The sequence below is a fragment of the uncultured Chloroflexus sp. genome (assembly GCF_937129525.1).
Lineage (GTDB): Bacteria > Chloroflexota > Chloroflexia > Chloroflexales > Chloroflexaceae > Chloroflexus.
In genome coordinates, this window is record NZ_CAKZNK010000155.1 from 40,570 (window position 1) to 49,282 (window position 8,713).

7 protein-coding genes are annotated in these 8,713 nt (G+C 58.8%); 6 read left to right on the top strand and 1 reads right to left on the bottom strand.

Annotated features, from left to right (window positions below; genetic code table 11):
• Nucleotides 1–51 precede the first annotated feature (51 nt).
• The 5 genes from hisZ to Q0650_RS18760 are packed head-to-tail and all read left to right on the top strand — an operon-like array spanning nt 52 to nt 5,017.
• Nucleotides 52–1,491, top strand: coding sequence for an ATP phosphoribosyltransferase regulatory subunit (gene hisZ, locus Q0650_RS18740; protein WP_298821806.1), 1,440 nt, complete (start codon nt 52–54; stop codon nt 1,489–1,491).
• Complete coding sequence (locus tag Q0650_RS18745; RefSeq protein WP_298821809.1) at nt 1,488–2,174, top strand: creatininase family protein; 687 nt, start codon at nt 1,488–1,490, stop codon at nt 2,172–2,174. The genes hisZ and Q0650_RS18745 overlap by 4 nt, the downstream gene beginning before the upstream one ends.
• Nucleotides 2,171–3,184 carry an ATP phosphoribosyltransferase gene (gene hisG, locus Q0650_RS18750; protein ID WP_298821811.1) on the top strand — a complete coding sequence of 338 codons (1,014 nt, stop codon included), beginning with the start codon at nt 2,171–2,173 and terminating at the stop codon, nt 3,182–3,184. The genes Q0650_RS18745 and hisG overlap by 4 nt, the downstream gene beginning before the upstream one ends.
• On the top strand, nt 3,181–4,212 hold the full coding sequence (gene purM, locus Q0650_RS18755; protein WP_298821813.1) for a phosphoribosylformylglycinamidine cyclo-ligase: 1,032 nt from the start codon (nt 3,181–3,183) through the stop codon (nt 4,210–4,212). The genes hisG and purM overlap by 4 nt, the downstream gene beginning before the upstream one ends.
• 52 nt (nt 4,213–4,264) lie before the next feature.
• A complete protein-coding gene (locus Q0650_RS18760) occupies nt 4,265–5,017 on the top strand; it encodes a phosphoribosylaminoimidazolesuccinocarboxamide synthase (RefSeq protein ID WP_298821816.1) in 753 nt (250 codons plus the stop codon).
• A 141-nt stretch (nt 5,018–5,158) separates the two neighbouring features.
• Here Q0650_RS18760 and Q0650_RS18765 read toward each other — a convergent pair whose 3' ends face one another.
• The gene (locus Q0650_RS18765; protein WP_298821818.1) at nt 5,159–7,111 is read right to left on the bottom strand and encodes a hypothetical protein; all 1,953 of its coding nucleotides are present in this window, start codon (nt 7,109–7,111) and stop codon (nt 5,159–5,161) included.
• Between the two features lie 370 nt (nt 7,112–7,481).
• On the opposite strand from Q0650_RS18765, the gene Q0650_RS18770 reads away from it, so the two are divergent.
• A partial coding sequence (locus Q0650_RS18770; RefSeq protein ID WP_298821820.1) for a SulP family inorganic anion transporter occupies nt 7,482–8,713 on the top strand: 1,232 nt, incomplete at its 3' end.

Sequence of the window (8,713 nt, forward strand, 5' to 3'; positions counted from 1 at the left end):
TGATCAATCGGTTACAATATAGCTGGTGGAACATTGACCGCAGGAGGCATTGTGACCGTTGATCTGGTACGTGGCATGCGTGATGTCACCCCGGCTGAGTATGCAATCAGTCGGCACGTGCAAGCTATCTTAGAACGGGTGATAGCCGGCTATGGCTACCAGATGCTCGATACGCCGATCATCGAGCACCGTGATCTGTATTTGCGCAAACTGGGTGAAGAGCTGGTCGGAAAAGTTTACGAATTCAGCTTTGGCGGGCGCGACCTGGCGCTGCGCCCTGAGTGGACGGCATCGGTGCTCCGGACTTACGTGGCCGGGATGCAAGATCAACCGTTGCCGCTCCGGCTGAGCTATACCGGGCCGGTCTTTCGTTACGAACGTCCGCAACGCCACACCTATCGGCAATTTACCCAGATCGGCGGCGAACTTATCGGCGGGTTGCCACCGCGCGCAGATGCCGAAGTAATAGCCCTCGCCTGCGCCGGTTTGAACGCCGCAGGTATCAGCGAATACACTGTTCGGATCGGTCATATTGGATTGGCGCGCGAATTGCTCAGTCGCTTCGATCTGCCAGAGCGCACGCACGGCCTGCTGGTGTGGAGCCTGGAGCGATTGCGGGCCGAAGGGATCGCGCCGGTACGCGAACGAGTGCTGGCCAATCTTGGCACGCCGCCGGAAGGTCTTGAATTGCCGCCTGGCCTGGATGACGCCCAGGCAGCGCTCTGGCTGGAACGGATCCTGGCCGCAATGCGCATCGATCTGCGCGCGGGTACGCGCAGCCCGGCAGAAGTCATTCAGCGGTTGCTGCGCACGCTGCGGCGGGCCGACGAACAGCCATTGGTTGAGGCGGCACTCACCCAACTGGCCCAACTGGCTGCGATCAATGGCGCGCCAGCGCAAGCGTTACCGGCTTTAACCACCCTGTTCGGCGCCGATTCGCCCGCGTTTCGCGAACTGCAGGCTATCCTTGCTTTACTCTCTGCTCACGGCGTACATGCCGGGCAGGTGGTGTTCGATGGCGCGCTGGGACGTGGCCTTCATTATTACACTGGCTTGATTTTCGAGATTTACGATCAGGACGGCAATCAGCTCTGTGGAGGCGGACGCTACGACGACCTGGTCAGCGCGCTTGGCGGTCGCCAATCCATTCCCGCCGTTGGTTTCGCTTACGGATTGGAACGAGTGGTTGCTGCCGCCGCAGTGCCTGAAATGCCAGCACCAACAACCATTCTCGTGGTGGCAGTAAGTGACGATGACTATCCATATGCGCTCACCGTTGCCGAGCGCCTCCGCGCCAGCGGATGGATCGTAGCGCTTGACGCGCGTGGACGCAGTGTAAAAGACAATTTGCGCGATGCAACTCGACGCAGCTATGCGGCAGTTGTCATTGTCGGCGCTGCCGAACGAGCTGGCGAGTATGTTGTCTGGCGCGATCTGGCGACACGCACTGAACGGCGGATCGCGCTCGCCGATTTGGGGGGAAGGCAATGAACACTACGCCGGCATGGGGTCGTTTTGTTGAGTTGCGATTAGCTCAACAGCAACAGATTATCTCCCAACACCCGATTGGCTGGTTGCCGTGGGCATCGCTAACGTCGCGAGGAGCGCATTTACCGCGCGGCGCTACCGGTCTGATTGCGGAAGCGGTCGTTACCGGCGCCGCTCGTCGTGTCGGTGGCATCATCTTTCCGTTGCTGTGGTACGACCGCGACATCAATAATCCCATCTTTCATCAGTTTCTGGCCGCACAGTTGAAGAGCATCGCTGCGCAAGGCTTTCAGATGGCGGTAGTGATCGGGATAGCAGACACGGCACCTGTTGATCTGGGGCTGATCGAGATTGCTGAAACGGCTATCGCGCAGCACCGTCTGCTGACGCTGGCCGTCTCACCGTTGGAACTGGTTGACGAAACGATGCAGGATCGCGGCGCATTGTGGGAAACATCGATCTTGCTGGCTATTCGTCCCGATCTAGTTGATCTCAGTCAGCTCAGTTCCGACAATGGTCACAACGCGCGCGACCTGGCCAGCCCATCGCTAGGCCAGCAGGCTCTCACCCTGGCAAGTGAACAACTGGCGAAGGCGGTTCAAGAAGTCTACAGGCATCAGAACGCGACAGCGGTCGCCGCGCTCTATCAGCAGCGTCGCGCCCGTTATCACAAAACAACGCTATGACTCTTCGTTTTGCGATCCCTTCGAAAGGCTCTGGCTACGATGCGACCATCGCATTGCTTGAGAGTTGCGGTCTTCGGGTCACCCGCGCCAATCCCCGCCAGTACACCGCTGTGCTGCGTGGATTGCCCGATACCGAGGTGCTATTGCATCGGCCAGCCGACATTGTGACCAAGGTCGCCGAGGGCGCCATCGATTTAGGCGTCACCGGCTACGATCTCTTGCACGAACTGCACGGTGATGACGATGATGATGTCTTGATCGTGATCGATGACCTGGGCTTCTGGCGGGTGGAACTAGTCTTCGCCGTGCCACAGAGCTGGATCGATGTCACGTCGTGGGCCGATCTCGCCGATCTGGCAGTCGAGTTTCAGAGCCGCGGTCGCCGGCTGCGCATCGCCACCAAATATCCCAATACGGTGCGCCGGTTCTGCTACGAGCATGGCATCAATGTCTTTGAACTGGTCGAGTCGCAGGGCGCGACCGAGGCAGCGCCAGGCCTTGGCTACGCTGACATCATTGCCGACATCACCGAGACCGGCACTGCCATTCGCGAAAATCAGTTAAAGATTGTCGGTGGACCGATCATTCGCTCACAGGCAGTCTTGATCGGATCGCGCCGCTCACTGCGCGGTCAGCCGGCCCGCCTCGAGGTAGTGCGCCAGCTTTGCGAATTGATCGAAGCTCGCCGCCGTGGCCGTCTCTTCTACTCACTCACGGCCAACCTGCCCGGCGCATCGGTCGAAGAGGTGGGACGAAAAGTGACCGCTCGCCACGAATTAGCCGGTCTGCAAGGGCCAACTATTGCGCCAGTGTGGAGCAAATTTATCAGCGAGAGCGGCTGGTACGCGGTCAATGTCGTTGTGCCACAAGAGGAATTGTTGCCGGCAATCGACTATCTGCGCAGCATTGGCGCCAGCAGCGTCACAACTGTGCAGGTACAACACGTCTTCCGGGCCGAGAGCGAGGCCTTCGCGCGACTGAGCGCGCGCCTTGACGAGGAGCAACTATGAACCAGTACAGTGCAGCCGGAGTTGATATTGCCGCAGCGACGCGGGCGAAAGAATTGATGGCGGCAGCAGTGCGCAGTACCCACGGCCCTGCCGTGTTAGCCGGAATGGGAGCATTTGGCGGCTGTTTTGATGCCGCGCTGGCGCTGGCCGGAATGCAAGCGCCGGTGCTGGTGAGCAGTACTGATGGGGTTGGCACCAAAACGCTGGTTGCCGCGGCGCTCGGTCGCTACGATACCGTCGGGCAGGATCTGGTCAACCACGCGGTAAATGACATTCTGGTGCAGGGCGCGCGGCCACTCTTCTTTCTCGACTATATTGCTGTCGCCAGACTCGATCCGACGCAGGTGGCAGCAATAGTCGCCGGCGTCGCCGAAGGATGTCGCGCCGCCGGATGTGCGCTGATCGGCGGTGAAACAGCCGAGATGCCCGATGTCTACGCGCCGGGAGCCTTTGACCTGGCCGGCACCATCGTGGGAGTCGTCGAGCGGGCCGAGATGTTGCCACGCGCCGATATTGCGCCGGGTGATGTGATTCTGGCTTTGCCCAGCACTGGTCTGCATACCAACGGCTACTCACTGGCCCGCCGGATCGTAGCCCAACATTTTGCTACCGACGGTTATTACGCGCGTCCGGCGATCCTGAATGGCCAAACCATTGGCGAGGCGCTGCTGGCCATTCATCGCTGTTATCTGCCCGAAGTGACCGCGTTGCGCGCTCACGTGACGGTGAAAGCCCTCTGTCACATCACCGGCGGCGGCATCTATGACAATCTCCCGCGAGTGTTACCGGCAGGTATGGGGGCAGCCATCATACGCGGTCGGTGGACAATCCCACCGATCTGCCAATTACTGGTTGAGATCAGCGGCTTGAGTGAGCGCGAAGCCTATCACACACTCAATATGGGATTGGGGATGCTGGTCATTATTCCGGCCAATGCAGCAAAAGCGGCGCAGGAGATTGTTCCAGAGGCGCAGCCGGTTGGTTTCGTGACTGCAACCCCGGAAGTAACGCTCGTCGATCCTGCGTAAGTTACCACGCTGGCTAACCAACCGTGGATACTGAACAGAAAGCGAGGGGGCGATGGAATTCGGACCTATCCTGGCTGAAGGGAAAACGAAGATCGTATACGCCCACCCCACCAATCCCGATCAGGTGATTTTACGCCACAAAGATGGCATCACTGCCGGCGACGGCGCGCGTCGCAGCGTTATCGAGGGGAAGGGAGCGCTTGCCGGCCAGACCACGGCGAACGTCTTTCGCTTACTCAACCGCGCCGGTATCGCCACCCACTTCATTGCCGCGCCCGAACCGACCCTGACCGTTGCCCGACGTTGCGCCATGATCCCGCTGGAGGTGGTGATGCGCCGGTTGCCGGCTGGATCGTACCTGCGTCGCCACCCTGAAGCGGCTGGACAGCGCTTTGAGCCGGTGCTGGTTGAATTCTTTCTCAAAGATGATGCTCGTCATGACCCGCAAGTCACCCCGGCAGAGATTGTTGAAATGGGTATTGCCACTCCTACCGAAGTCGAGCAGATGACCGATACCGGACGCGCGGTCTTTTCGATACTGGAAGCGGCATGGGCAAAACTTGATGTAACTCTAGTCGATCTCAAGATCGAGTTCGGTCGCGCGGGCGACGGAGCATTGCTGGTCGCCGACGTGATCGACAACGACTCATGGCGGATCTGGCCGGGTGGCGATCCCAATCGGATGCTCGATAAACAGGTTTATCGCAACGCTCAGGTGGTTGACGAAACGCTGTTGGCCGATGTCTATCAGCGTTATGCGCTGGTAGCCGAACTGACCGGTCGCTGGGAGAACGATCACAACTGAGCCGGTCACAGAGTACACCGACAACATTGCTGGCTATGCGACAGGCAGGGGCGACGCATGCGTCGCCCCTATTTTGTGGCGTAGCGGCGGCATCGCCCGATCAAACCAGGACAGCGCCACCGCCAACATCAATCGCCGGCGCTACGACACAGGGATCACGATCATGCGCGGCGCAATTGTCAAGGTCAGCGTCGTTGACAAGGGCAACTCAGCTCCTACTGCATCATAAATGGCACGCGCGTTTGCCGGCACGGGAAAGACCCGTTCCACCCCATCGACACTCCAGACCACAATCACTTCAGCATCGGTCGCGCGGAAATGGTACCCTTCCAGACCGTTCATCGCCACCGGTCGCAGGTAACGCGCCGCCCCAAGCTGCTGGCGAGCGAACTGAAAAGCGCGAAAAGCCGGGATCGGTTCTTGCCGATCATCAAGCAAACCACCCTCTTGCCAGCCGGGGCCGTTGAGCGTATACCAGTGCGCCATAAGGAGATCGGCAGCAATCGCGCGAGCGTAGAGACGGAGCACAGCATCGGCTTTGGCCGCTTCAAACCCGTTGGGGCGGCAGGTCGGCGAGCTGCGATAACACAGCAACCCACCCTCATTCATGATCAGCGGTTTGGCATAGCCATAGCGAGCCAGGGTTGCGCGCAGGTAGTCAGCCTTGCCAAGCGTTGCGCCGCCCTGTTCGCGCCATCTCGGATGTTCGCGATCAGGGTCGCGATTACGCTGAAAATAGCCATAAGCGTGATAGGCAACCAGATCGAAATAGTCGCCACCGCCAGCGCGCAGAACCCCTTCAAAAAATTTCCCGGCCTGGCAGGATCCGTCTCCCGTGTGATCGGGATTGCAGTCGAGCAGCAGACCGCCGAGAATAACCTGCGCTTGCGGATCGGCGGATTTGATAGCGGGATAGGCCACCTTCAACATGGCAGCAAACGCAGCCCCGCCATACCCATCGCTATCGGTCTCATCGCCCCAACAGCCAAATGGCGCATTGCCGGCAACGAGCTGAAATGGGGCGTCAGGTTCATTGCCCAATTCCCAGAACTTGACGTTGTACGGCGGTTGACTGTAGCGAGCGACCAGATCGGAGAGAAAGGCAGCAAACGCCGGCAGCGCTTCAGCGCGGATCGGACCACACGGTTTGTCAGGTTGAGCCTGCGCCCAAGATGGCGCGCCACGCACAATCACCATTGGCGCCGCGCCAGCGGCGCTGATGGCGCGCAGTTCAGCTTCGACTTGTCGCAACGCGGCCCAGTCGCGCGCGCCGGGCGTTGACTCGACCTCTTGCCATAGAATGCCGTTGTAGCGCACCCAATCAGCGCCGATCTCCGCCAACTGCGCCGCCGTTGCCAGCACCGTGCCCCGGTTGATTTCGACGCCAAATACAGACCGTGATCCCCGCAGATCGGGAAACGGCTGTGGCGATACATAGAGTTCACGTCCGAGCAGACCAAGCAACACCCGTGAGCGAGCCGGATTTTGCGGATGCCACTCGAAGCGCGCCCGCTCGAACCACTGCGTCAACACCAGATCACCGTTGGCGTTCCGCTCCATCTGCGGCGCAGTAAGTGGATAGCCGAACAACGCAAGCGATTGAGCGTAGCGACTCAAACCGGGAATGCGTAAGCCGTTGTTCAACCAGTAGGAGCGGAATCCATTGCCCGGCTCTTGATCGCAGACATTGTGACCGGTTTCGGGAAACCAGAGACAACCAGGTTGCGGACCGGTATCAGGCGGATCGGCAAACGGATCGCGACCGGCGCGAGCCAGTGCTTCAGCCCCCATCCGTCCAATCTGAATCCGGTAGGCCGGCGGATTGTTTGGGTGCAACTCCAAACGGTTTCGTTCTGTCCACTGCACAGTGAGCGGGCGACCCGCTTCGCCAACAAATTGCTCGAGTGGCCCAATCGGATAACCGAAGACGGGCAGGCCACCATTATCACGCCAATAAGCAACAAATGACGGATGCAGGCAATCATCGATTAGCGGCACGTCGGGAAAGCACATGGGCGCGGTTGGCTGAGCAATGACCGGCAGGGGCAACAGCAAAAGCGCTAGCGTCGCCATCAGCAGCAAAAGCTGTTTCATTAATCTGACCCTCTAGCTTTGAAGCAGAACACCGAGAACGTTACGAAACAAGATGCAAATGTATCGAACCGGTGACATCATATCAGCGACATCACTGACGCAAATTGCGAGATGCAGAAACGATCTAAAAGCATATAACGTTATCGCCGAAACCAGATTATTAAAGTATTAAGCGGGTGAGATAGCGGATTAAACCCACATTCTGTAACCCAGATACGTGAACATAGCGGTATCATATAGCCAGTCTACACGAATCATCAATTCAATATGGATACCACTGCTCCAGGATACAAGTGCTACAATCGCATTATAACCTAACGACTGACGGTCGGCGAACTCAACTCGGAAGGTCTTTTTCAGCGGTATCAGTATGCACGACTACCTTCGATCCACTATCACGCTCTTTGCGCAACCCATTCGGCTGGCGCGCAGTATTACGCCCGAGACGCTACGCGCCGACATTCTCGCCGGATTAACGGTCGGACTGGTCTTGTTGCCGCAGTCGCTGGCTTTTGCCATCCTCGGCGGCCTGCCACCAGTTGTCGGGCTCTACAGCGCGCTCACTGCCACGATTGTCGGCGCGTTGTGGGGTTCGTCAAGTCACCTCAATAGTGGCCCAACCAACACTGCTGCGCTCATCACACTCTCGGTCATTGCGCCGTTTGCCACTGTTGGCAGCGCCGAATTTGTTACTGCTGCCAGTCTGGTGGCGGTCATGGCCGGGATCATCCGGTTAATTATGGGCATTGCGCAACTGGGCATGCTGATCAACTTCGTCTCAGACGCAGTCGCAGTTGGGTTTACCGCTGGAGCAGGCATTCTGATTCTCTCCAACCAGATCGGGCCAATACTTCGCATCGATATCCCACCCGGCGCCGGGCTGCTGACAACGTTGACCGAAACAGCCAGTAAGATCAATCAGATTCACTGGCCATCGCTGACGATTGGGATCGCAACGATTGGATTGATCTTGTTATCGCCACGCCTTACCCGCAAAATTCCGGCGGTTCTCATCAGCATCGTCGTCGTATCGCCAATCGTCTGGTTGCTCAATCTGAAAGCGCAGGGGGTACGGGTGATGGGGCCGGTTCCGCCGGGTTTGCCACCGCTGGCCGATTTACCAGTGTGGGATTTTGAGCTGATCGGCCATCTTGCCAACGGCGCATTGGCGATAGCGATCATCGGCCTGGTGGAAGCGGTCGCTATTGCGCGCGCGATTGCCGGTTACACCGGTCAGCGGATCGATAGCAACCAGGAATTCGTCGGGCAAGGACTGGCTAATATCGTATCAGGCATCTTTTCCGGGATGCCATGTTCCAGCTCATTCAACCGCTCGGCACTGGCTTATCAATCCGGCGGCAAGACTGCGCTCACAGCGGTTATCTCTGGAATAACCGTGTTTCTGGCAACGACCGTGATAGGGCCTTTCCTGGCAGAAGTGCCGCGCGCAGCGCTGGCCGGAGCGCTCGCAGTAACGGCATGGAGCATGGTTGATCAGCGCAATATAGCGCGCATCTGGCGCGGATCGCGCGGCGAAGCGGTCATTATGTTCACGACGCTGGCGCTGACCCTCACCCTGCCGCTGCAATTCGCCATCCTGAT